Annotated in this window: 25 protein-coding genes; 17 read left to right on the top strand and 8 right to left on the bottom strand. The window is 62.0% G+C overall.

Features of this window, described 5'->3' with window-relative positions; all coding sequences use genetic code 11:
* Positions 1-16 precede the first annotated feature (16 nt).
* The gene (gene dinG / locus M5B98_RS11625) at positions 17-2161 is read right to left on the bottom strand and encodes an ATP-dependent DNA helicase DinG (protein WP_085712938.1); all 2145 of its coding nucleotides are present in this window, start codon (positions 2159-2161) and stop codon (positions 17-19) included.
* A 98-nt stretch (positions 2162-2259) separates the two neighbouring features.
* Here dinG and M5B98_RS11620 point away from each other — a divergent pair, with 98 nt between their 5' ends.
* Entirely contained in the window at positions 2260-2724 is a 465-nt protein-coding gene (locus M5B98_RS11620; RefSeq protein WP_114881705.1) for a CopD family protein, read from the top strand.
* A 50-nt stretch (positions 2725-2774) separates the two neighbouring features.
* Here M5B98_RS11620 and M5B98_RS11615 read toward each other — a convergent pair whose 3' ends face one another.
* From M5B98_RS11615 to M5B98_RS11600, 4 genes are all read right to left on the bottom strand, one after another.
* Positions 2775-3533, bottom strand: coding sequence for a collagen-like protein (locus M5B98_RS11615; protein WP_248742774.1), 759 nt, complete (start codon positions 3531-3533; stop codon positions 2775-2777).
* On the bottom strand, positions 3526-3804 hold the full coding sequence (locus M5B98_RS11610) for a DUF1145 domain-containing protein (protein ID WP_248742773.1): 279 nt from the start codon (positions 3802-3804) through the stop codon (positions 3526-3528). Before M5B98_RS11610 ends, M5B98_RS11615 begins: the two co-directional genes overlap by 8 nt.
* Positions 3805-3967: 163 nt before the next feature.
* A complete protein-coding gene (locus M5B98_RS11605; RefSeq protein WP_248738110.1) occupies positions 3968-4690 on the bottom strand; it encodes an OmpA family protein in 723 nt (240 codons plus the stop codon).
* Between the two features lie 88 nt (positions 4691-4778).
* On the bottom strand, positions 4779-5474 hold the full coding sequence (locus M5B98_RS11600; RefSeq protein ID WP_085712933.1) for an OmpA family protein: 696 nt from the start codon (positions 5472-5474) through the stop codon (positions 4779-4781).
* A 199-nt stretch (positions 5475-5673) separates the two neighbouring features.
* On the opposite strand from M5B98_RS11600, the gene M5B98_RS11595 reads away from it, so the two are divergent.
* From M5B98_RS11595 to M5B98_RS11580, 4 genes are read left to right on the top strand one after another with little or no spacing between them, the layout of a single operon-like run.
* Positions 5674-6171: a DUF6231 family protein gene (locus M5B98_RS11595; protein WP_065261926.1), complete on the top strand. Its 498-nt coding sequence runs from the start codon at positions 5674-5676 to the stop codon at positions 6169-6171.
* A gap of 4 nt (positions 6172-6175) precedes the next feature.
* Positions 6176-6652 carry a YchJ family protein gene (locus M5B98_RS11590; protein ID WP_085712932.1) on the top strand — a complete coding sequence of 159 codons (477 nt, stop codon included), beginning with the start codon at positions 6176-6178 and terminating at the stop codon, positions 6650-6652.
* 41 nt (positions 6653-6693) lie between these two features.
* The gene (locus tag M5B98_RS11585; protein ID WP_085712931.1) at positions 6694-7179 is read left to right on the top strand and encodes an LEA type 2 family protein; all 486 of its coding nucleotides are present in this window, start codon (positions 6694-6696) and stop codon (positions 7177-7179) included.
* Positions 7180-7184: 5 nt separating this feature from the next.
* A complete protein-coding gene (locus tag M5B98_RS11580; RefSeq protein WP_003198420.1) occupies positions 7185-7388 on the top strand; it encodes an SEC-C metal-binding domain-containing protein in 204 nt (67 codons plus the stop codon).
* A 78-nt stretch (positions 7389-7466) separates the two neighbouring features.
* On the opposite strand, the gene M5B98_RS11575 is transcribed toward M5B98_RS11580, so the two are convergent.
* Positions 7467-8024: a cysteine hydrolase family protein gene (locus tag M5B98_RS11575; RefSeq protein WP_248742973.1), complete on the bottom strand. Its 558-nt coding sequence runs from the start codon at positions 8022-8024 to the stop codon at positions 7467-7469.
* Between the two features lie 139 nt (positions 8025-8163).
* On the opposite strand from M5B98_RS11575, the gene M5B98_RS11570 reads away from it, so the two are divergent.
* From M5B98_RS11570 to pdeM, 11 genes are all read left to right on the top strand, one after another.
* Complete coding sequence (locus M5B98_RS11570; protein ID WP_248742772.1) at positions 8164-8808, top strand: glutathione binding-like protein; 645 nt, start codon at positions 8164-8166, stop codon at positions 8806-8808.
* Between the two features lie 144 nt (positions 8809-8952).
* A complete protein-coding gene (locus M5B98_RS11565) occupies positions 8953-11403 on the top strand; it encodes a penicillin acylase family protein (protein ID WP_248742771.1) in 2451 nt (816 codons plus the stop codon).
* Positions 11404-11706: 303 nt separating this feature from the next.
* A complete protein-coding gene (locus M5B98_RS11560; protein WP_248742770.1) occupies positions 11707-12741 on the top strand; it encodes a ligase-associated DNA damage response exonuclease in 1035 nt (344 codons plus the stop codon).
* Complete coding sequence (locus M5B98_RS11555; RefSeq protein ID WP_248742769.1) at positions 12738-14423, top strand: ATP-dependent DNA ligase; 1686 nt, start codon at positions 12738-12740, stop codon at positions 14421-14423. The genes M5B98_RS11560 and M5B98_RS11555 overlap by 4 nt, the downstream gene beginning before the upstream one ends.
* 219 nt (positions 14424-14642) lie before the next feature.
* Complete coding sequence (locus M5B98_RS11550; protein ID WP_065259277.1) at positions 14643-15425, top strand: transporter substrate-binding domain-containing protein; 783 nt, start codon at positions 14643-14645, stop codon at positions 15423-15425.
* A 57-nt stretch (positions 15426-15482) separates the two neighbouring features.
* A complete protein-coding gene (locus tag M5B98_RS11545; RefSeq protein WP_065259276.1) occupies positions 15483-16211 on the top strand; it encodes an ABC transporter permease in 729 nt (242 codons plus the stop codon).
* Positions 16208-16918, top strand: coding sequence for an ABC transporter permease (locus M5B98_RS11540; protein ID WP_085712925.1), 711 nt, complete (start codon positions 16208-16210; stop codon positions 16916-16918). The genes M5B98_RS11545 and M5B98_RS11540 overlap by 4 nt, the downstream gene beginning before the upstream one ends.
* A gap of 12 nt (positions 16919-16930) precedes the next feature.
* Positions 16931-18049, top strand: coding sequence for a succinylglutamate desuccinylase/aspartoacylase family protein (locus tag M5B98_RS11535; RefSeq protein WP_248742768.1), 1119 nt, complete (start codon positions 16931-16933; stop codon positions 18047-18049).
* Between the two features lie 13 nt (positions 18050-18062).
* Positions 18063-18827 carry an ABC transporter ATP-binding protein gene (locus tag M5B98_RS11530; protein ID WP_085712923.1) on the top strand — a complete coding sequence of 255 codons (765 nt, stop codon included), beginning with the start codon at positions 18063-18065 and terminating at the stop codon, positions 18825-18827.
* Between the two features lie 59 nt (positions 18828-18886).
* Positions 18887-21373 (top strand): ligase-associated DNA damage response DEXH box helicase, encoded by a 2487-nt coding sequence (locus tag M5B98_RS11525; RefSeq protein WP_248742767.1) that lies wholly within the window; start codon positions 18887-18889, stop codon positions 21371-21373.
* Positions 21373-22029 (top strand): ligase-associated DNA damage response endonuclease PdeM, encoded by a 657-nt coding sequence (pdeM, locus tag M5B98_RS11520; protein ID WP_248742766.1) that lies wholly within the window; start codon positions 21373-21375, stop codon positions 22027-22029. Before M5B98_RS11525 ends, pdeM begins: the two co-directional genes overlap by 1 nt.
* A 39-nt stretch (positions 22030-22068) precedes the next feature.
* On the opposite strand, the gene M5B98_RS11515 is transcribed toward pdeM, so the two are convergent.
* Both M5B98_RS11515 and dcd read right to left on the bottom strand, forming a co-directional pair.
* Positions 22069-22278, bottom strand: coding sequence for a hypothetical protein (locus tag M5B98_RS11515; protein ID WP_065259270.1), 210 nt, complete (start codon positions 22276-22278; stop codon positions 22069-22071).
* Positions 22279-22384: 106 nt separating this feature from the next.
* Positions 22385-22951, bottom strand: a complete 567-nt coding sequence (gene dcd / locus M5B98_RS11510; RefSeq protein ID WP_007954988.1) for a dCTP deaminase — start codon at positions 22949-22951, stop codon at positions 22385-22387.
* A gap of 354 nt (positions 22952-23305) precedes the next feature.
* Between dcd and M5B98_RS11505 the strand changes: the two genes are divergently transcribed.
* On the top strand, positions 23306-23515 hold the full coding sequence (locus M5B98_RS11505) for a cold-shock protein (protein WP_002554837.1): 210 nt from the start codon (positions 23306-23308) through the stop codon (positions 23513-23515).
* The last annotated feature ends 58 nt before the right edge of the window (positions 23516-23573 follow it).

Here is a 23573-nt window from a genome sequence, read left to right as displayed (position 1 = left end):
ACTGCCCACCGATGTCTCAGGATATTTCACGACGGAAAGGAGGCAACGCATTGAGGATCGCCTTGCCGTAGCGCTGGGTGACCAGTCGCCGATCCAGCAAGGTGATGGTGCCGCGGTCTTCTTCGGTACGCAGCAGGCGGCCGCAGGCCTGAACCAGCTTCAGCGAGGCGTCGGGCACCGAGATTTCCATGAACGGATTGCCGCCCCGGGCTTCGATCCATTCCGACAGCGCAGCCTCGACCGGATCGTCCGGCACCGAGAACGGAATCTTGGCAATCACCACGTGCTCACAATAGGCCCCCGGCAAGTCCACCCCTTCAGCGAAACTGGCCAGACCGAACAACACGCTGGAATCACCGCCATCGACCCGCGCCTTGTGCTTGTTCAGGGTTTCCTGTTTCGACAGGTTGCCTTGAATGAACACTTGTTTGCGCCAGTCGCGGTCGAGACCGTCGAACACGTCCTGCATCTGTTTGCGCGAAGAGAACAGCACCAGACTGCCGCGCGAGCCTTCGACCAGCTCCGGCAGATCGCGGATGATCGCGGCGGTGTGGGCGGCGGCATCACGCGGGTCGGCTTTCAGGTCCGGCACCCGCAACACACCGGCATCGGCGTGATGGAACGGGCTCGGCACCACGGCGGTGACGGCTTTTTTCGGCAGGCCGGCGCGCATGCGGAAACGGTCGAACGTGCCGAGGGCGGTCAATGTCGCCGAGGTCACCAGACAGCCATAGGCCACGTTCCACAGACTGCGGCGCAAGGTTTCGGCGGCCAGGATCGGGCTGGCGTTGACCTCGATGTCGAACAGCGAACCGCTTTCGGCCAGGGTCAGCCAGCGGGCCATCGGCGGGCTCTCTTCCGGGTCTTCGGCGGTGAACGCGGTCCACAGCTCCCAGTTGCCGGAGGCACGGGACAACAGGCTGCCGAACAGTGGATACCATTCTTCGGCCTGGTTGCTGGCGATGCCGATGTTGACCTCGCCGTCCATGCCTTCCTTGAGCAGGTCGGTCAGGCGGGTGAACAGGTCATTGAGACGTGAGTAGCCTTTTTTCAGCTCGATGCCCATCTCGCGCATGTGCTCGGGAATCACCCCGCCGATGAAACGATGACGCGGGCGTTCGCGGCCTTCGACATCTTCACCGGGTTTGAAATCGGCGATCTGTTCACACGCAGTGAACATGAATTGCTGCTGGGTCTTGATCTCCCGCGCCAGCTCCGGCACCTGCTCGATCAGTTTGCCGAGGTCCCCCGGCAACGGATGCTGGGCCAGCAGTTTGGTGAGGTTCTTGGCGGTGGTTTCCAGCCAGTCGGCGGTGGAGCGCAGGCGCGTGTAATGGGCGAAGTGGCCGATGGCCTTGTCCGGCAGGTGATGGCCTTCGTCGAACACATAAATGGTGTCGCGCGGATCGGGCAACACTGCCCCGCCGCCCAGCGCCAGGTCGGCCAGCACCATGTCGTGGTTGGTGACGATCACGTCGACCTTGCCCATGCCTTCGCGGGCCTTGTAGAAGGCGCACTGGCCGAAGTTCGGGCAATGACGATTGGTGCACTGGCTGTGATCGGTGGTCAGGCGCGCCCAGTCGGCGTCTTCCAGCGCGTTGGGCCAACTGTCGCGGTCGCCGTCCCATTTATTGCCGGCGAGCTTCTCGATCATGCTGGTGAACAGTTTCTGACTGGCCTCGTCGACCTCGATCTTGAAGCCTTCTTCTTCGAACAGCTGGGCCGTGGCGGTTTGCGCGTGGCCTTCCTGCAGCAGCATATCGAGCTTGGACAGGCACATGTAGCGGCCACGGCCCTTGGCCAGGGCGAAGCTGAAGTTCAGCCCGCTGTTGCGCATCAGGTCGGGCAAGTCCTTGTAGACGATCTGCTCCTGCAGGGCGACGGTGGCGGTGGCGATCACCAGGCGCTTGCCGGCGAGTTTCGCCGTCGGGATCGCCGCCAGGCTGTAGGCCACAGTCTTGCCGGTACCGGTGCCGGCTTCCACCGCGACAATCGCGGGGTCGCCACTGCGCCGGCCTTCGTCGTCGGTGTCGATATCCCCGAGGACTTTGGCGACTTCAGCGATCATCAGGCGCTGGCCGTAACGCGGCTTGAGGCTCTTGGCCTCTAGAAAACGCGAGTAGGCGCCCTGGATCGTGGTTTTGAGTTCAGTGCTGATCATTGAGTGTCGGGCGCAAAAACGCTGGATAAATTTTCAGTGGTTCGGTTCGGCGGCTATCATACCCCGCTAATCAGTCCCGCGCAGAACGGAGTACCCCAATGACACCTTTTAGCCTCGTTTACCCCCTGCATGTCCTCGCCGCCCTGGTGTGGGTCGGCGGCATGTTTTTCGCCTGGATGGTGCTGCGCCCCGCGGCTGTGAAGGCTCTGGACGGTCCCGGACGGCTGACCCTGTGGGTGGAAGTGTTTCAAGGTTTTTTCCGCTGGGTGTGGGGTGCGGTGATTCTGCTGCCGGTGACCGGGGTCGGCATGTTGCATCTGCAGCACATCGGCTTCGAGACTGCGCCGAAGTACGTGCAGGTGATGATGGGGTTGTACGTGGTGATGACCGCGCTGTTCATCCGGGTTCAGGGGCTGATGCTGCCGGAATTGCGCACGGCGGTTGAAGCGAAGGACTGGCCGGCGGGTGCGGCGGTGCTGGGGCGGATTCGCAAAGTGGTGGGGTTCAATCTGTTGGTCGGGGTATTGCTGGTAGCGATTGCCGCGGCGCGGCCGTCGTTCTGAAGTCATGCTGATCGTTCCCACTCAGTGGGAACGATCAGACAGGGAATGGCTTACAGGCGCTGAACCGTAACCGAACCCGCCGCACCTGCCGGCCCCGGCTGACCGTCAGCCCCCGGCTTGCCGCTCTTGCCGCCATCGGCGCGATACACCAGGCAGCCCTTGGACTTGCCACCGGCGCCCGGTTTGCCACCCGGCCCTGCCGCCCCGCCGGCACCACCGGCCACATCGACCTTGATCAGCTCCGCCGGAAACTCCCGTGGCACTTCCAGCCGCACCAGCGCGCCCGGCGCACCAGGCTGGCCGTTGCTGCCATCACTGCCGTCGAAGCCGTGCCCGGCCTGGCCCCAGGTGCAGCCCGGTTCCTGACCGTTGGCCCCGTCGAGGCCGACGAAACCCGGCGCACCGGTGCCGCCACGGGCATCGACGATCAGCCGTGGAGCCTCCAGCGTCTTGAATTGCAGGTTCAGGTTACGCCCGGCGCGAGCCGCTTTTTCATAAGTGCCCGGCGCGCCGTGGGCCGTGATGCGGCTCCCGTCGGCAAACCGGGCGCGGATGACTTTCATGTCCAGCGCCTGTTCGCCCGGCACGATGGCAATGCGCGCCTCGTGGCCCAACTGCAATTCGCCGACGCTCAGCTCGGTCACGTTCGAGGGCACCAGCAAAGTGCCGTAATCGGCGACCACCAGTTTTTCCAGCTGCAACGTGCTGGCCGTGTTGGGCAGACGCATCAGGGAGTTGGCTTCGACACTGACCACCTGGGCGCAGGCCAGGGGACTGATGAATGCAGCGAGCAGGCAGAGTTTACGCATGGGAAGCCTCCGGAGCGGCCGGGGCCGGGATGGTTTGCAGGTGGAAAACGCCGAACAGCAGGACACGGCCACGATCACGCCATGGGTGCGGCCGCCCCTTGAGGCTGGTGTTGCACAACAGCACTTCAAGAAGATGGATGGCCAGCAGCAGGATGCCAGCCAGATTGACCAGCAGATGCAACGGATGAACAAACGGCACCAGCTGATTGGCCAGTACCACGCAGCAGAACACCAGGGTCAACAATCGCCCCAGCCCACAGAACACCTTCATACGCTCCCCCGTGTTGCGAATTATTCTTTGGGCGCACAGTAACGGCTTCCGTACGGGATAAGCCAGAGGGGCAAATAAAAAAGTTCCGGGCACTCGTCGGATGGCTGCCGGTTCGACGATGATCGTCGACCGACAGCTCTAGCCTGCGGACTACAGAAGATTCCTAGCGATTGATGTGCAGTTCCACGCGACGATTTTGCGCGCGCCCTTCTTCGGTCTCGTTGTCGGCGACCGGTTCACGCTCGCCACGCCCTTCACTGGTGAGTTTTTCCGGCGCCAGCCCCTGGCTCAGCAGATAGGCCGCCACACTGCTCGCGCGACGTTCCGACAAAGCCTGGTTGTAGGCATCGGTGCCCTTGCTGTCGGTGTGGCCGATCACCTTGATGCTCACCACGTCGGCATTGCGCAACTTGTCCATCAGCGCATCGAGCTGGCTCTTCGCGGCCGGGGTCAGGTCGGACTTGTCGAACGCGAACAGCACGTTGCCGGCATCGCTCAGGGTGATGACTTCGGATTGCGGGGCCGGCTCGGCCGGTTTCTCGGTGACCGGGTATTGCGGCAGCGGACAGCCGCGATGATCGACCGGTGTGTTCGGTGGAGTGTCAGGGCAACGGTCGCGGCGGTCGAACACGCCATCGCCGTCTTCGTCGCCATCCTGGGCATAACAGATCAGCCCGCCGGTGAGGATCCCCAGTGCCGCACCGCCTGCGGCCCAGCCACCGTTTTCAATGGCGCCGAGACCGCCGCCGACCAGTCCGCCAATGACGCTGCAGATCGGCCAGGTACGTTGATTGAGGGGGGCAGTGCCATCGCTGTGGGTAGCGCAGCCGGTTAACAGGCTGCCTGCCAGCAGCACCGGTAAGACGGACCGTGAGAGAACACTCATATGAAAGCTCCTGTGTCACCGGCCCATACCGGTTACACAGGAGTAAAGACCTGCATCCGCGACTGCACAAGCCGCGGATGCGAGGGCATCAACGCTCGATTTTGATTTCCGTGCGACGGTTCAGCGCGCGGCCATCGGCGGTTTTGTTGTCCGCCACTGGCTGGCTTTCACCGGCACCGGTCACCGAAACGAAGCTTGAACGTGGCACACCATCATGGATCAGATATTCCACCACCGAGTGCGCCCGACGATCCGACAGTTTCTTGTTGTAGGCATCACTGCCCACGCTGTCGGTATGACCGGTCACGGTCAGCCGCGCCGTGCTCGATTCCTGTTTCAGGCGCGTGGCGACCTTGTCGAGCACCAGCTTGTCGGAAGGCGTCAGGGTGGCCTTGTCGAACTGGAAGTGCACATCGCGGATGACGATGGTTTCTTCCTTGACCACTACAGCTTCTTCAACCACGGGTGCAGGGGCCGGGAATGGGCAGCCGTCTGCGTCGACCTTGGTGCCGCGAGGCGTGTGCGGGCACTTGTCGCGACTGTCCGGCACACCGTCGCCGTCTTCATCGCCGTCACCGTGCACCCAGCAATAGGCTGCCGCCGTACCGCCAACGAGTAATGCGCCATAGCCTGCCCATGCAGAGCTTTCCGTCGCGCCAAGACCCGCACCGACGACACCGCCGACTGCCGCACAGGTCGGCCAGTCGGTTTTCTGCAAACCTGCGCAACCAGTCAACACACTGGTTAGCAGAACCAAGGGTAATGCTGTCCGAACTATGCTCATCTAGTTTTCTCCTGAGGGATCGGCTTAGAACCGATTCAGGGAGTAAAGACCGGAGTTTTAATCTCCGCCAGCAATAGGCCACTGCTGTTTGCGAGCGTGTTCACAGGACTTCGAGGCATTTGCCGCAAACCCGCAGAACAGAGATCTAGGCCTCGACGCTCGGGCAGGCTAGTCTTGGCGATCTGATTGAGGAGCTTCGATGAACGTCGCGATTTCTTCCCGCACGCCACAGCAGGCACTGGCCGCTCTGCTCGACCGCTACGCCCCGGCACGTCTGCTGCTGATCGGCGCCAGCGAATTTCCGGCGCTGGCCGCTTTCAAGGACGCACATCCGGACACTTGCGTTGCTCACGCCGCGCCCGGCGCCTTGCCCGCAGACCTCGCTGCACAGCGCTTCGACCTGGCGCTGGTGGTCGATTGCCTGGAGCATTTGCCCAAGCGCGATGGCCTGAATCTGCTCGGCGGGATTCGCAACCTTAACGCCAGCCGCATCGCCGTGCTGGCCGACCTGCCGGCCAGTGGCTGGCAGGAAACCGATTTCTATTCTCTGGCTCTGCAGGCCAGCGAACGCTTCGCCCGGGATGAGCAGGTGCTGACCCTGTTCACCTATGATCTGCTTGACTACAAACAAGTCCCCGACTGGCTCAATTCGCGGTTCTGGGCCAATCCGGAAAACTTCGGGAAATACTGGTGGTAATGCAATGAGTACAGCCATTTGCCCCTGCGGCAGCGGCAACCTGCTGGATGCCTGCTGCGGCCATTATCACGCCGGCCATCCGGCACCGTGCGCCGAAGCCCTGATGCGTTCGCGCTACAGCGCCTACGTGCTGGGCCTGATCGATTATCTGGTGGCGACCACCCTGCCCGCCCAGCAGGCCGGGCTGGATCGGCAGTCGATCAGCAACTGGAGTGCATCGAGCACCTGGCTTGGCCTCAACGTGGAAAGTTCGGAAGTCTTCGGCGGCCAGCCGGAACACGCCTTCGTCACCTTCACTGCGCGCTGGCATGACAGTCAGGGTGAGCACAGTCACCGCGAGCGCTCCTCGTTCGTACAGAACGGCGGGCGCTGGTACTTCATCGACCCGACCGTGCAGCTCAAGCTCGGGCGCAACGACAGCTGCCCTTGCGCCAGCGGGCAGAAGTTCAAGAAGTGTTGCGCGGGCTATTTCGGCGCGTGAGGTGAGTGACGACTAGACTGGGCGCAAAAGGGAGTTCTGCGATGGTCGGTCAATGGCACACATTCAAAGCCTTCACGCTGCTGCTGTTTCTCGGGCTCGGCGGCTGTGCCTCATGGTTCGCCGACGACACCCTCGACCCCGCCGTGCACCTGGTAAAAGTCGAAGTGGTGCGCGCCAAGTTGCTCGAACAGAAATTCATCCTGCACTTTCGCATCGACAACCCCAACGACAGCGAGCTGACCGTGCGCGGCCTGGAATACCGCGTACATCTGGCGGACATGCTGCTGGCCGAGGGCGAGCATGAGCACTGGATCACCGTCGGTGCCAAAAGCAGTGCTTTCTATAAGGTGCCGATCCGCACCAACCTGTGGCCGAAGGTCAAGGACGTGGTGAAAATGCTGAAGAATCCGCACCAGCAGGTTCCCTACCGGCTGCAAGGCGAGATGGAAACCGGTTTATTCATCGCCCACTACGTGCACCTGGAGCGCAATGGCGTGATAATCCCCGCCGATTTGATTACGGAGTGACCCCGATGACCCAGCAACCTCATGTCCATGGCCCTGACTGCAACCACGACCATGACCATCACCATGATCACGACCATGGCCATGTCCACGGCCCGAACTGCGGCCACGCCCACCAGGAACCGGTGCGCAACGCCCTGAAAGACGTCGGCCGCAACGACCCTTGCCCGTGCGGCAACGGCAAGAAATTCAAGAAGTGCCACGGCGCTTGATGTTTCGGGCGGACTTTCGTTTCGCCCGATAGATCGCTATCGCGGGCCAGCTCGCGATAGCACCCTCCTCCGCAGCTTTCAGCCTGCTGCCAGAATCTGCTCAACCCCGACCACCGTCGCATACTCCCCATGCAGATTCCCCAGCGACATGGCATGCACCTCTTCAGCCGTACGCAACGTACCGAAATAATCGGCCTTGTCGAAGGTAAAGCACGCATCCTCCGCCACCCACGTCTCGAACCCCAGGTTGCCCGCCGTGCGCGCCGTGGACTCCACCGAATTGTTCGTTGCCACGCCGACAATGACCAATTGCCCGACCCCCGCCTCACGCAATTTCACTTCAAGCCCCGTCGCACAAAATGCGTCCGGCACCTGTTTCTGGATCAGCCATTCGCCGTCCTGCGGCAAAAACCTTTCCTGAAACGCCACACCTGACTGCTCGGGCCAGAACACCGAATCCGGTGAGCGCGACAGATGTTGTACGTGAATCACCGGCCGCCCGCTGCGCCGCCAAAAAGTCAGCAGTTCGAGGATCCGTTCTTCGGCCAACGGATTATTCCGTCGCCCCAGACGCGGCTCCAGAATGCCCTTTTGCTGGTCGACGATGATCAGTGCAGCGTTGGCCTGAAGCTCCATGGCGATTTTTCTCACGCGCGGTCATTGAATTTCCCGTACTTGAGCATCACCTCCTGTCACTAAGCAAGCTATCGAACGCACACAGGACAACCTGAAGCCGGCGTTTGCTGTCCGTACCTTTCCTGACTTGGAGCTTTCCATGATCGACCTGTATTACTGGACCACGCCCAACGGCCACAAGATTTCCCTGTTCCTCGAAGAGGCCGGCCTGCGCTACAACGTGCACCCGATCAACATCAGCCAGGGCGAGCAGTTCCAGCCGCACTTCCTGAAGATCGCGCCGAACAATCGCATTCCGGCCATCGTCGATCATGAGCCGGCCGATGGCGGCGAGCCGTTGTCGCTGTTCGAGTCCGGGGCGATTCTGTTGTACCTCGCGGAAAAGACCGGGAAGTTCCTGCCCAAGGATCTGCGTGGCCGTCAGGTGGCGCTGCAATGGCTGTTCTGGCAGATGGGCGGGCTCGGGCCGATGGCCGGGCAGAACCATCATTTCAGCCAGTTCGCCCCGGAAAAAATCCCCTACGCGATCAAGCGCTATATCGAGGAAACCGCACGTTTGTACGGCGTTCTGGACAAGCAGCTGGCCAACCATGAGTTCGTCGCCGGCAGCGAATACAGCATCGCCGACATGGCGATCTACCCGTGGATCGTCTCGCACAAATGGCAGAGCCAGAACCTCGAAGACTTCCCGAATGTGCTGCGCTGGTTCAACCACATCAAGGATCGCCCGGCGACCGTGAAGGCCTACGCGCTGGTGCAGAAGATCAATCCGCCGAAAGCTTGAGTCACTTGGCCCGATCGTTCCCGTGCGCGGGAACGATCAACGGGAAGAAATAACCGCTTGCCCCGCTTGCGCGGCCCCCTCCTGCTCACTAACGTAGCGGCTTTATTGCGCCCCCAGCCTCTACACCCCCGCAGGAGCTTTGCCATGGCCTCGCCAGCCCTTTCACATTTTCTTCCCCGGTTCGGCGTTGCCGCAGCAGTGACCGGTGTCTTGAGCCTCTCCGGTTGCCAGACCTGGAACGCTCAGGACTCCCTCCCGCCGACCTCCGGTGTACAGCCGCTCAAGGGCCTGGCGCAGAACGTTTCGGTACGCCGTAATGCCATGGGCATGCCGCTGATCGAAAGCAACAGCTTCCACGACGCCTTGTTCGCCCTCGGTTATGTGCACGCCAGCGACCGCATCAATCAGATGGTCACCCTGCGCCTGCTGGCCCAGGGCCGTCTGGCGGAAATGTCCGGCGCGTCGATGCTCGACGCCGACCGCTACATGCGCGCCGTCAATCTGAAGAAAAGCGCCGGCGAGCTGTACAAGGCCTCGTCGCCACGGCTCAAGCGCTTCTTCGAAGTCTATGCGCGGGGCGTCAACGCCTACCTGTTCCGCTACGCCGACAAGTTGCCGGGGGATCTGGCCTCCAGCGGCTACAAGCCTGAATACTGGAAGCCGGAAGATTCGGCGCTGATTTTCTGCCTGCTGAATTTCAGCCAGTCGGCCAACCTGCCGGAAGAAATCGCTTCGCTGGTACTGGCGCAGACCGTCACCACCGACAAACTCGCCTGGCTGACCCCGTCCGCCCCCGACGAAAACCTGCCGGTGGCCGAAGCCGACAAGCTGCAAGGCATCAAGCTCAACGGGCAGATTCCCGGCTTGAGCGAACTGAGCAACGCCAGCGAACAACTGGCAGCGATGAACCTGCTCGGCGCCAGCACTTCGAACAACTGGGCGATTGCCCCGCAACGCAGCCGCAGCGGCAAGAGCCTGCTGGCCAGCGACAGCCATGGCCCGCTGGCCGCGCCGTCGCTGTGGAGTTTCGTGCAGATTCACGCGCCGAAATACCAGGCCGCCGGGGTGACCGTGGCCGGTCTGCCGATGGTCCTCGGTGGTTTCAACGGCAAAGTGGCGTGGAGCGCGACTAGCGTCTTCGGCGACAACCAGGACCTGTTCCTGGAAAAAATCCGACGCCAGGGCAGCAGCCTGACCTATGAGGTCAACGGCAAATGGCAACCACTGGGCGTGCGCAACGAAACCTATTTCGTCAAAGGCCAGCGGCCGATTCGTGAAGCGGTGTACGAAACCCGCCACGGCGCGCTGCTCAACAGTGCTCAGGCTGGCGCCCAGGGCGTAGGTTTCGGCCTGGCCTTGCAGACGCCGAGCTTCACCGACGACAAATCCCTCGATGCGTTTTTCGATCTGAGCCGCGCGCAAACCGCTGAACGCGCTTCGGACGCCAGCCGGGAAATCCGTGCCATCGCGCTGAACCTGGTGTTTGCCGACGCCAGTAACATCGGCTGGCAGGTCACCGGACGTTTCCCGAACCGCCGCGAAGGCGAAGGCCTGCTGCCGTCGCCGGGCTGGGACGGTCGCTACGACTGGGACGGTTACGCCGACCCGATGCTGCACCCGTACGATCAGGATCCGGCGCAAGGCTGGCTCGGCACCGCCAACCAGCGCGTCATCCCTCACGGTTACGGTATGCAGTTGTCCAATTCCTGGGCCGCGCCGGAGCGTGGCGAGCGCCTGGCGGAACTGGCCGGCAGCGGTAAACAGGACGGCCGCAGCATGATCGCCATGCAGTACGACCAGACCACCACCTTCGCCGCCAAGCTGAAGAAGATGTTCGAAGCCCCGGGCATGGCGCAGCCGCTGAAACAGGCGATCGAGGCCCTGCCGGAAGCCGACCGCAGCAAGGCCCGCGAGGCCTACACCCGCTTGATGGCGTTCGACGGCAAACTCAGTCCGACCTCCGCTGACGCGGCGATCTACGAGTTGTTCCTGCAGGAAAGCATGAAGCAGATCTTCCTCGACGAACTCGGCCCGCAAAGCAGCCCGGCGTGGAAAGCGTTTATCACCAACGGTGACTTGTCCTACTCGGCGCAGGCCGATCACTTGCTGGGCCGCGAGGACAGCCCGTTCTGGGACGACGCCCGCACGCCGCAGAAAGAAGACAAACCGACCATCCTCGCCCGCAGCCTGGCAGCGGCGATCAGCGCCGGCGACAGTCAACTGGGTGGCGATCACAAAGCCTGGCAGTGGGGCAAACTGCACCGCTACGAATGGAAAAATGCCAACGGCCAGACCGTTCGCGGTCCAGTCGCAGCAGGCGGTGACCACACCACCCTGAACACCGCGGCATTTGCCTGGGGCCAGGACTTCAACACCACCCGGGCGCCGTCGATGCGTTTCATCGTCGACTTCAGCCAGAGCGAACCGCTGATGGGCCAGAACGGCACGGGGCAATCGGGTAACCCGGCCAGCCCGAACTACCTCAACGGCATCGATCCCTGGCTCAAGGGCCAGTACATCGGCTTGCCGATGCAGCCGCAGAACTTTGAGCGGGTGTATGGGAAGACGCGGTTGACGCTGACTCCCGGGAAATAGGATTAAAGATCAAGAGCCCCTCACCCTAACCCTCTCCCGGAGGGAGAGGGGACCGATTGGGGGATATTTGAGAAGTACACCGACGTGAAAGATCTCAGCGAATCCATAGTCGATTAGATCTTACAGGTCGATGTACCTTCGCCAGACACCTCGGTCGGCCCCCTCTCCCCCCGGGAGAGGGCTGGGGTGAGGGCTGGATCTCCCCGCCAACAAATTTCTTCCGTCCTACTCCCGCAAAATCAATCGAACTTCTGACTTCGCGCAAACCTCATAGCTAACAAGTCCCTCCATTCCGGTAACGCCATGGACCTTGTTATCGCCCGCCCCGAAGGCCTGTACTGCCCCGCCGGGGACTTCTACATCGATCCTTGGCGCCCTGTCGAGCGCGCGGTGATCACCCACGCCCACGGCGATCACGCCCGCACCGGCAACGCACACTATCTGGCGGCCAGCGCCGGCGAAGGCATTCTGCGTGCGCGTCTGGGTCAGGACATCAACCTGCAATCACTTGAGTACGGCCGGCGCCTGACCCACCACGGTGTCACCTTGAGTTTTCACCCTGCCGGACACGTTCTGGGCTCGGCTCAGGTGCGGCTGGAATACGGCGGTGAGGTCTGGGTCGCCTCCGGCGACTACAAGATTGAACCCGACGGCACCTGCGCGCCGTTCGAACCGGTGCGCTGCCACACCTTCATCACCGAATCGACCTTCGGCCTGCCGATCTACCGCTGGCAGCCGCAGGCGCAGGTGTTTGGCGAGATCAATCAGTGGTGGCAGGCCAATATCGAGGCCGGCAAAACCAGCGTGCTGTTCTGCTATTCCTTCGGCAAGGCCCAGCGCATCCTCCACGGCATCGACGAAACCCTCGGCCCGATCCTCAGCCACGGCGCGGTGGAACCGCTGAACCGGGTCTATCGCGAGGCCGGCGTGTATCTACCACCGACGATCTACGCCGGCGACGTGAAGAAAAACGATCCGCTGATGCGTCAGGCGCTGGTCATCGCCCCGCCTTCGGCCGGTGGCAGCAGCTGGATGCGGCGTTTCGGCGACTACAGCGACAGCTTCGCCAGCGGCTGGATGCGCTTGCGCGGCACCCGTCGGCGGCGCGGCGTGGATCGCGGTTTCGTGCTCTCCGATCACGCCGACTGGCCCGGCCTGTTGTGGGCCATCGAGCAGACCGGCGCCGAACGGGTGATGGTTACCCACGGCTCGATCGGTGTACTGGTCCGCCACCTGCGCGAACAAGGCCTGGATGCCCAAGGCTTCAACACCGAATACGGCGATGATGAACAGGACAACCTCGCCGCCGAGCCCGTCGTCGCCGAGGTGCAACCATGAAGGACTTCGCCGGGTTGTACGCCGAACTCGACGCCACCACCTCCAGCAACGCCAAACTTGCAGCCATGCAGGCCTACTTCGCCCAGGCGGAACCGCAAGATGCGGCGTGGGCGGTGTACTTTCTGTCCGGTGGACGACCACGACAACTGGTGCCGGTACGGATCCTGCGCGAACTCGCCGTCGAAGTGTCCGGACTCACACCATGGCTGTTCGAGGAAAGCTATCAAGCGGTCGGTGATCTGGCGGAAACCATTTCGCTGGTGCTCCCGGAAAACCCGCACACCTCCGAAGCCGGCCTCGCCGAATGGATCGAGCACAAACTGCTGCCGCTGCGCGGTGAAACCCCGGAATACCTTGCTCGTCAGCTGCCTGCGCTGTGGGCGCAACTGGATCGTCCGAGCCTGATGCTGTGCATCAAGCTGATCACCGGCAGTTTCCGCGTCGGTGTCTCCAAACTGCTGGTGACCCGGGCCCTGGCCTCCATGGCCGAGCTGGACAGCAAACGCGTGGCGCAACGGCTGGTGGGTTACACCGACTTGTCCAACCGGCCGGACGCCGCCAGTTACCTGAAACTGATAGCCCCCGAGTCCAGTGACGAACACGCCCAGCGTGGCGGCCAGCCGTATCCGTTCTTTCTCGCCCACGGCCTGTCGCAACCGGTCGAGCAGTTCGAAGACTTGCTCGGCCCGGCCAGCAACTGGCAGGTGGAGTGGAAGTGGGACGGCATCCGCGCGCAGGTGGTCAAGCGTGACGGGCGGCTATGGATCTGGTCCCGGGGCGAGGAACTGGTGACCGAACGCTTTCCCGAACTCGACTCGCTGGTTGAGGGCTTGCCTGACGGCACGGTGATCGACGGCGAAATCGTGGTCTGGAAAAACACCCGGCCTGACGCCGAAGCCTTTGATCCGGATTCGACGGCGCCACCGGCGGTGCAACCTTTCGCCCTGCTCCAGCAACGGATCGGTCGCAAGACCCTGGACAGGAAGATCCTTGAAGACGTACCGGTGGTGGTCCTCGCCTATGACCTGCTGGAATGGCAGGGCGAAGACTGGCGCAACCAGCCGCAGATCAAACGGCGCGAACAACTGGAACAGGTCATCTCCCGGTGCAACAACCCGGTGCTGTTGCCCTCCCCGGTGCTGACCGGCAGCGACTGGTTCGACCTCGCCCGTCAGCGCGAAGCCTCCCGGCGACTTGGGGTCGAAGGCATGATGCTCAAGGCCCGCGACGCGATGTACGGCGTCGGCCGCACCAAGGACATGGGCGTGTGGTGGAAATGGAAGGTCGATCCGTTCAGTGTCGACGCCGTGCTGATTTACGCCCAGCGCGGCCATGGCCGGCGCGCCAGTCTATACAGCGATTACACCTTCGCGGTGTGGGACGGGCCGCCCGGTTCCAGCGCCCGCGCCCTCGTGCCATTTGCCAAGGCCTATTCCGGCCTGACCGACGAGGAAATGCGCGAGGTGGACAGCATCGTGCGCAAGACCACAGTGGAAAAATTTGGCCCGGTCAGCAGCGTGACACCGAGCCTGGTGTTCGAACTGGGTTTCGAAGGCATCGCCCTGTCGCGCCGGCACAAGAGCGGCATCGCCGTGCGCTTCCCGCGCATGCTGCGCTGGCGCCAGGACAAGACCGTGGAAGAAGCCGACAACCTGGCGACGTTGCAGAATCTGCTGGTCTGATCCCTGCCCCGGAAAAGCCCTTCCTGCGCTGAAAGAGTGCACCAGATTTTCCGTGCCCGTTTTCGGGCATTCCTCCCGCTGCACCCTCCCTTCCTGCACCTTTTAAAACACTTGTTCGGGACTCTGGTTCGGAAATTGCTACTTTCTATAAGTCGTAAGCGTTCCAGTAACAATAATTCTGCGCCACAAGCGCTCATATTGGTTCTTAGGGATTGAATAATGAAAAAAGCATTGCTGACCCTTTCTGCACTGGCGTTGTGCATGGCCGCCGGCTCCGCGCTGGCCAAGGAATACAAAGAGCTGCGTTTTGGCGTCGATCCTTCCTACGCACCGTTCGAGTCGAAAGCGGCCGACGGCAGCCTGGTGGGCTTTGACATCGATCTGGGCAACGCGATCTGCGCCGAGCTGAAGGTCAAGTGCAAGTGGGTCGAAAGCGACTTCGACGGCATGATTCCGGGCCTCAACGCCAATAAATTCGACGGTGTGATCTCGTCGATGACGGTAACACCGGCCCGTGAAAAGGCCATCGACTTCTCCAGCGAGCTGTTCTCCGGCCCAACGGCCTACGTATTCAAGAAGGGTTCCGGCCTGACCGATGACGTTGCTTCGCTGAAGGGCAAATCCGTCGGTTACGAGCAAGGCACCATCCAGGAAGCCTACGCCAAGGCCGTGCTGGAGAAGGCCGGGGTGAAAATCCAGGCCTACGCCAACCAGGACCAGGTCTACGCCGACCTGAAAAACGGCCGCCTCGACGCCTCGATCCAGGACATGCTGCAAGCCGAACTGGGCTTTTTGAAGTCGCCGGACGGTGCCGCGTACGAAGTCAGCAAGCCGGTTGACAGCGAATTGCTGCCAGCCAAAACCGCTGTCGGTATTAAGAAAGGTAACAAAGAGCTGAAGGCGCTTTTAGATAAAGGTATCAAAGCGTTACACGACGATGGCAAATACGCCGAGATTCAAAAGAAACACTTTGGCGATCTGAATCTGTACAGCGGCAAATAATGCACCGGCGCCCATCCTTCGATGGGCGCCTTTTTCATCCGCTCAGGTTGCTGATTTATGTTCGAAAACCTCTTACAAAATCTGGGGCTCTCCGCCTTCAGCCTCAAGGGCTTCGGTCCGTTGCTGTTGGAAGGCACCTGGATGACCATCAAATTGTCGGCGTTGTCGCTGCTGGTGGCCGTATTGCTCGGCCTGCTGGGCGCCAGTGCCAAACTGTCCAAATCAAAACTGCTGCGCCTGCCCGCCCAGCTCTACACCACGCTGATTCGCGGGGTGCCGGACCTGGTGCTGATGCTGTTGATCTTCTACAGCCTGCAAACCTGGCTGACCGCGCTGACCGACGTCATGGAGTGGGATTACATTGAAATCGACTCCTTCACCGCCGGCGTGATCACTCTGGGCTTCATTTATGGCGCGTATTTCACCGAAACCTTCCGCGGCGCGATCCTCGCGGTGCCAAGGGGTCAGGTTGAAGCCGCCACGGCCTACGGCCTCAAACGCGGCCAGCGCTTTCGCTTCGTGGTGTTTCCGCAAATGATGCGCTTCGCCCTGCCGGGCATCGGCAACAACTGGATGGTGATGCTCAAGGCCACCGCGCTGGTGTCGATCATCGGCCTGGCGGATCTGGTCAAGGCCGCCCAGGACGCCGGCAAAAGCTCCTATCAACTGTTCTACTTCCTGGTACTCGCCGCCTTGATCTATCTGCTGATCACCAGTGCCTCGAACGTCATCCTGCGCTGGCTCGAACGTCGCTACGCCGCCGGTGCCCGGGAGGCCGTACGATGATCGAACTCCTGCAGGAATACTGGAAACCCTTCCTTTATACCGACGGCAACAACATCACCGGGCTGGCCATGACCCTGTGGTTGCTCAGTGCCTCGATCTTCATCGGTTTCATCGTGTCGATCCCGCTGTCGATTGCCCGGGTTTCCCCGCACTTCTACATTCGCTGGCCGGTGCAGTTCTACACCTACCTGTTCCGGGGCACGCCGCTCTATATCCAGCTGCTGATCTGCTACACCGGGATCTACAGCCTGGCCGCCGTGCGCGCCCAGCCGATGCTCGATGCATTCTTTCGCGATGCGATGAACTGCACGATCCTCGCCTTTGCCCTCAACACCTGCGCCTACACCACGGAGATCTTCGCCGGGGCGATCCGCAGCATGAACCACGGCGAAGTCGAAGCGGCCAAGGCCTACGGCCTGACCGGCTGGAAGCTGTATGCCTACGTGATCATGCCGTCGGCGCTGCGTCGTTCGCTGCCGTATTACAGCAACGAAGTGATCCTGATGCTGCACTCGACCACCGTGGCCTTCACCGCGACCATCCCCGACATCCTGAAAGTCGCGCGGGACGCCAACTCGGCGACCTACCTGACCTTCCAGTCGTTCGGCATTGCCGCGCTGATCTACCTGACCATCACCTTTGCGCTGGTCGGCCTGTTCCGTCTTGCCGAACGCCGATGGCTGGCCTTCCTCGGGCCGACTCACTAGGACCTCTCTGCAATGCGCCACCAGATACATGACCTGCTGGCCCCGCTGCCGGGGACCGCACGACAGATCCACAGCTTTCACTTCGGCCCGGAAAAGGCCAAAGGCAAAATCTATATCCAGTCCTCGCTGCATGCCGACGAACTGCCCGGCATGCTGGTGGCCTGGCACCTCAAGCAGCGCCTGGCGGAGCTGGAAGCCGCCGGGCGCCTGATCAGCGAAATCGTGCTGGTGCCGGTGGCCAACCCGGTCGGCCTCGAACAAGTGCTGATGGACGTGCCGCTGGGCCGCTACGAGCTGGAGAGCGGGCAGAATTTCAACCGCTGGTTCGTCGACCTCAGCGAAGAGATCGGCAACGAAATCGAATCGCAACTGTGCGACGACCCGCAGCGCAACCTCGAACTGATTCGCACCAGCCTGCGCAGCGCCCTCGCCCGCCATACCGCCACGACTCAGCTGCAATCCCAGCGCCTGACCCTGCAACGGCTGGCCTGCGATGCGGACATGGTGCTGGACCTGCACTGCGATTTCGAATCCGTGGTCCATCTCTACACCACGCCCGAGGCCTGGCCCCAGGTCGAGCCGCTGGCGCGCTACATCGAATCGAAGGCGAGCCTGCTGGCCACCGACTCCGGCGGCCAGTCGTTCGACGAATGCTTCACCCTGTTGTGGTGGCAATTGAAGGAGCGCTTCGGCGAGCGCTTCGAGATCCCCCTCGGCAGTTTCTCGGTGACGGTCGAGCTGCGCGGCCAGGGCGACGTCAGCCATCCGTTGGCCAGTCGTGACTGCCAGGCGCTGCTCGATTACCTGACTCACTTCGGCGCCATCGCAGGCGCCTCGAAACCGCTGCCGGAGTTGCCATTCCCGGCCACTCCGCTGGCAGGCGTCGAACCTGTCACCACGCCGGTCGGCGGCCTGCTGGTGTACACCGCCACGCCCGGGCAGCATCTGGAAGCCGGGCAGCAAATCGCCGAAATCATCGACCCGATCAACGATCGGGTCACGCCAGTCCATTGCACCGCTTCCGGTCTGCTCTATGCCCGCTCGCTGCGGCGCATGGCCACGGCCGGCATGGTGATCGCCCACGTCGCGGGCGCCGAAGCCTATCGCAGCGGCTACTTACTTTCGCCTTGAGGATGCCTGTCCCATGTACAAACTGACCGTAGAAGGCCTGCACAAAAGCTATGGCGACCATCAGGTGCTCAAAGGCGTTTCGCTCAAAGCCAAAACCGGTGACGTGATCAGCCTGATCGGCGCCAGCGGCTCGGGCAAAAGCACCTTTTTGCGCTGCATCAACTTCCTCGAACAACCCAACGACGGCGCGATGAGCCTCGACGGCCAGGCGATCCGCATGGTCACCGACCGCCACGGCATGCACGTCGCCGACGCCGAGGAACTGCAACGCCTGCGCACCCGCCTCGCCATGGTGTTCCAGCATTTCAACCTGTGGAGCCACATGACCGTGCTGGAAAACATCACCATGGCCCCGCGCCGGGTGCTGGGTTGCAGCAAGGCCGAAGCCGATGATCGCGCCCGGCGTTATCTGGACAAGGTCGGCCTGCCGGCCCGGGTCGCCGATCAGTACCCGGCGTTCCTTTCCGGTGGCCAGCAACAACGGGTGGCCATCGCCCGGGCCCTGGCCATGGAGCCGGAAGTCATGCTGTTCGACGAACCGACTTCGGCACTGGACCCGGAACTGGTCGGCGAAGTGCTCAAGGTGATCCAGGGCCTGGCCGAGGAAGGCCGGACCATGATCATGGTCACCCACGAAATGAGTTTTGCGCGCAAGGTGTCGAGCCAGGTGCTGTTTCTGCACCAAGGGCTGGTGGAAGAAGAAGGCGCGCCGGAAGACGTGCTGGGCAATCCGAAAAGCGAACGCCTGAAGCAATTCCTCAGCGGCAATCTCAAGTAAAACTATTGCCCGGCCGGCGCGGTCACTGAAGGAACACCTTCAGAGCACACGTCGCCGGCATGGGCACTTCCACCGACTTCGCCAGACACTGGTTCAGCGCCCGAGGCTGGAAGCCGTTCGCCTTTCAGAAGCAGGTGTGGGCGGCGGTCAAGCGAGGCGAGTCGGGGCTGCTGCACGCCAGCACCGGTGCAGGTAAAACCTACGCGGTGTGGTTTGCCGCGCTTAATCGATTTGCCCGCTCCAGGCCTGCTGGTGAGACCACCCGCAAACGCCCACCGCCCGCCGAACCGCTGACCGTCCTGTGGATCACGCCGATGCGGGCGCTGGCCACCGACACCGCGCGTGCCCTGCAAACGCCGCTGGACGATCTGCAAATCCCCTGGAGCGTCGGCCTGCGCACCGGTGACACCGGCAGCAGCGAACGCGCCCGGCAGAACCGGCGCTTGCCGACCGCGCTGATCACCACCCCGGAAAGCCTGACCCTGATGCTCGCCCGCGCCGACGCACAAACGGCGCTGTCGACCTTGCGCATGGTCGTGGTCGATGAATGGCACGAATTGCTCGGCAACAAGCGTGGCGTGCAATTGCAACTGGCCCTCGCCCGCCTGCGGCGCTGGCATCCGGGACTGATTGTCTGGGGTGTTTCAGCAACGCTTGGCAATCAATCCCACGCCGAACAGGTGTTGATCCCACAGGGCGGCGGCGTAAGTGTTCAGGGTCAAAGCGATAAAACGCTGCGTGTCGATACCCTGCTCCCACCGCAGATCGAGCGTTTTCCCTGGGCCGGGCATATCGGTCTGAAGATGTTGCCGCAGGTGGTCGCCGAACTGGATGTCTGCGCCAGCAGTCTGGTGTTCACCAATACTCGGGCGCAGTCGGAAATCTGGTATCAGGCCTTGCTGGAAGCACGACCGGACTGGGCCGGGTTGATTGCCTTGCACCACAGTTCGCTGTCCCGCGAGACCCGGGACTGGGTCGAGCAGGCGTTGAAGAATGGCCAGCTCAAAGCGGTGGTCTGCACTTCGAGCCTGGATCTTGGAGTGGACTTCCTACCGGTGGAGCGGGTGCTGCAAATCGGTTCAGCCAAAGGCGTGGCGCGCCTGATGCAGCGTGCCGGACGCTCGGGCCATGCGCCCGGTCGAGCATCGCGGGTCACCCTGGTGCCAACCCACAGTCTGGAACTGATCGAAGCCGCTGCCGCCCGCGATGCGGTGGCGCAGCGACGGATCGAACCGCGACTGTCGCCGCACAAACCGCTGGATGTGCTGGTACAGCATCTGGTCAGCATTGCATTGGGGGGTGGCTTTATTCCTGAGGATTTGTACGAAGAAGTCCGCAGCGCCTGGGCCTATCGCGACCTGACGCTCGCGGACTGGGCTTGGGCGCTGGCTTTCGTACGCCACGGCGGGATGTCGCTGACGGCTTACCCGGATTACCGCCGGGTCGAGCCGGACGAACAGGGCGTGTGGCGGGTGCCGGACGTACGCCTGGCCCGGCGGCACCGGATGAGCATCGGCACCATCGTCAGCGACGCCAGCATTCAGCTGAAATTCTGGAGCAAGGGCGGAGGCGGCAAGCAACTGGGCAGCGTTGAAGAAGGCTTCATGGCCCGCCTGAATCCCGGCGACGGTTTCCTGTTCGCCGGACGCTTGCTGGAACTGGTGCGGGTGGAAAACATGACTGCCTACGTCAAACGCAGCACCGCGAAAAAAGCCGCCGTACCGCGCTGGAATGGCGGACGCATGCCGCTGTCCAGCGAACTGGCCGAAGCGGTGGTCACTCGATTCAGCGCTGCAGCACAAGGCGAGTTTGCCGGCCCGGAAATGCAGGCCTTGCGCCCGCTGCTGGAAACGCAGATGCGCTGGTCGGGCCTGCCGACAGCCAACAATCTGCTGGCCGAAGTACTGAAATCCCGCGAAGGCTGGCACCTTTTCCTTTACCCGTTTGCCGGACGTCAGGTGCATCTGGGGCTGGCCAGCCTGCTGGCGTGGCGGGTCAGCCAGCGCCTGCCTGTGACCTTCTCGATTGCGGTCAATGATTACGGACTGGAATTGCTCAGTGCCACGCCGGTTGACTGGTCTGTGCAACTGGATGGCGCTCTGCTCAGTCCTGAAAGTTTATTGAGAGACGTGCCGGCCAGTCTCAACGCGGGCGAACTGGCGTTGCGCAGGTTTCGGGAAATCGCGCGGATCGCGGGCCTCGTGTTCGCCGGTTACCCCGGCGCGCCAAAAAGCACCCGACAGGTACAGGCCTCCAGCGGACTGTTTTTCGAAGTATTCAAACAATACGACGCCGACAATCTGTTGCTGGCGCAGGCCGGGGAAGAAGTCTTACGGGAAGAGCTGGATATTCGTCGACTGGAACAGACGCTGGAGCGAATCAACCGGATGAAACTGGACATGCACCTGATCAAACGTCCTACACCGCTTGGCTTCCCGCTGCTGGTGGAACGCATGCGCGAAAGCATGAGTTCGGAAAAACTCGCCGACCGCATCCGGCGCATGGTCGGCGATCTGGAGAAAACCGCTGACAAGGGTCAATCCTGATGGGCGCGCCCTACCCTGTGCGTCTGGCGGGTGAAGAACTCTGGCTGTTGCCGGAGAAAGCCCTGTACTGGCCGGCGCAACAGGCCCTGCTGATTGCCGACGTGCATTTCGGCAAGGCGGCCGCCTACCGGCGCCTGGGGCAGCCGGTGCCGCAGGGCACCACGGCGAGCAACATTGCCGTGATCGAGCAGTTGCTGGCGAGGCTGCCGTGTCGGCAACTGATCTTCCTCGGTGATTTTCTGCACGGGCCCGGCTCCCACGCCCCCGGCACCTTGCAGTCACTGGCGCAGTGGCGGGCGCGTCATGCCGATCTGCCGATCACGCTGATTCGCGGCAATCACGATAAACGTGCCGGCGATCCGCCGCAGGCGCTGAATATTCGGGTGGTGCCGGAGCCCTTGCTGCTCGGGCCCTTCGCCTTGCAGCACGAACCCGATCCGCACCCTGAACGCCACGTTCTCGCAGGACATGTACATCCAGTTTATCGATTGAACGGCAAGGGGCGACAGCGTCTGCGGCTGGCGTGTTTCAGGCTGGGAGAACGCATCAGCCTGCTGCCGGCGTTCGGCGCCTTCACCGGCGGTTATCCGGTGGAGAAGGAAGACAGCTGTCGGATCTTTGTCATTGGCGACAACGAAATATGGCCCGTCGGCTGACGTCCTGTTCAGGAATCAGCCGACGGGCCATACATTCAATCACGCGACGGGCGCGGGTGGCGGTTTGTCCGGCAACGTAGGCTCGCCGGGCTCGGTCGGTTCTTCGTTGGGGGTGTCGGGATCAGGCTGGTGAGGAATTCCGCCAGCCAGGGTGACGGGCGGGTGTGCCAGCAACGACCAGGCCAATACGCCAACCTGATTGGGCTCGAGCCTTGCCAGTTCGGCAGTGATTTGCGGATCGATCTTCATGGAGCACTCCTCGGCGAAGGCCCGTCCCGCTGTTCGCGAAACGGGCAGTACACCCCATAGAGTGTCTACCCGCCGAAGAATTCCCGGTAACTGCCGGATGGACGGATCAGGTGCGCGGCAGGGTCACGCCACGCTGGCCCTGATACTTGCCCGCACGGTCCTTGTAGGAAACTTCACATTCCTCGTCGGACTCCAGGAACAGCATCTGCGCCACGCCTTCGTTGGCGTAGATCTTCGCCGGCAGGTTGGTGGTGTTGGAGAACTCCAGAGTTACCTGGCCTTCCCACTCTGGCTCGAGCGGCGTTACGTTGACGATGATGCCGCAACGGGCGTAGGTGCTTTTGCCCAGGCAGATGGTCAGGACATTGCGCGGAATACGGAAGTATTCAACGGTCGTGGCCAGGGCGAAGGAGTTCGGCGGGATGATGCAGACGTCGCTGTGGACATCGACGAAGCTGCCGGCGTCGAAGTTCTTCGGATCGACGATGGCCGAATTGATGTTGGTGAACACCTTGAAATGGTTGGTGCAACGCACATCGTAGCCGTAGCTCGACACACCGTAGGAGATCACCCGGCTGTCGTCGCTGCCGCGTACCTGGCGCTCGACGAACGGCTCGATCATGCCGTGTTCCTGCGCCATGCGGCGAATCCACTTGTCCGATTTGATGCTCATGGCGGGGTGTCCTGAATAGCGAGGTGGAAAAAATCTGTCCGGCATCTTACCGGGCGCGCCGCCGGGTTCAAAGTCCAGGGTGCAAATCTCGCCGAACATGCAGGAAATACGCGGCTTCGCGACGAACCGTCACACCGCCGATCCTTAAAACGGAGAAACCTTCGCAAGAAGCATTGGCACGTTCCGGAAAAAGGGTTAAGGTGGCGCCACTGTGCTGCTTGTGTCACTGAGAATCTCTACACGATATGTTGAATTTCGATCCAACCATCTACAAGAATTTTTCCTGCTCTTTGCACTCAGTCTCGGCCAGGGTTCTTCCTGAGTCGCAGTTATCTTTGTTCAAGGAGTTACACCATGTCTAATCGCCAAACCGGTACCGTTAAGTGGTTCAACGATGAAAAAGGCTTCGGCTTCATCACTCCACAATCCGGTGACGACCTGTTCGTTCACTTCAAAGCTATCCAGTCCGACGGTTTCAAAAGCCTGAAAGAAGGCCAACAGGTTTCTTTCATCGCTACCCGCGGTCAGAAAGGCATGCAAGCTGAAGAAGTACAAGTTATCTAACTTGTAGCTTCCTGGCTAAGAAGCCCCGCCCTTAAAAGCGGGGCTTTTTTGTGTCCGC

Origin of the sequence: Pseudomonas sp. MWU12-3088, from assembly GCF_023242405.1 — a bacterium.
Lineage (GTDB): Bacteria > Pseudomonadota > Gammaproteobacteria > Pseudomonadales > Pseudomonadaceae > Aquipseudomonas > Aquipseudomonas kribbensis.
This window is presented reverse-complemented; position numbering and strand designations above follow the sequence as displayed.